The organism is Paenibacillus apis, from assembly GCF_018333295.1.
GTDB classification, from domain to species: domain Bacteria; phylum Bacillota; class Bacilli; order Paenibacillales; family Paenibacillaceae; genus Fontibacillus; species Fontibacillus antibioticophila.
The window spans coordinates 1-239 of record NZ_BORS01000092.1 but is presented as its reverse complement, the minus strand read 5'-3'; the positions used below and the strand labels follow the sequence as shown (position 1 = coordinate 239).

Annotated in this window: 1 rRNA gene; it reads right to left on the bottom strand. The window is 56.1% G+C overall.

The features are described from left to right. A 23S ribosomal RNA gene (locus tag KI362_RS25455) occupies positions 1 to 239 on the bottom strand; the annotation flags it as partial.

The following is a 239-nucleotide window of genomic DNA, read 5'->3' as shown; positions in this document are numbered from 1 at the left end:
CTTTGCACTCTTCGAATGATTTCCAACCATTCTGAGGGAACCTTGGGGCGCCTCCGTTACTCTTTAGGAGGCGACCGCCCCAGTCAAACTGCCCGCCTGACACTGTCCCCGTACCGGATCACGGTACCAGGTTAGAACTCCAATACGATCAGGGTGGTATCCCAACGGCGCCTCCACCGAAGCTGGCGCTCCGGATTCCTAGGCTCCCACCTATCCTGTACAAATCGTATCAAAGTCCA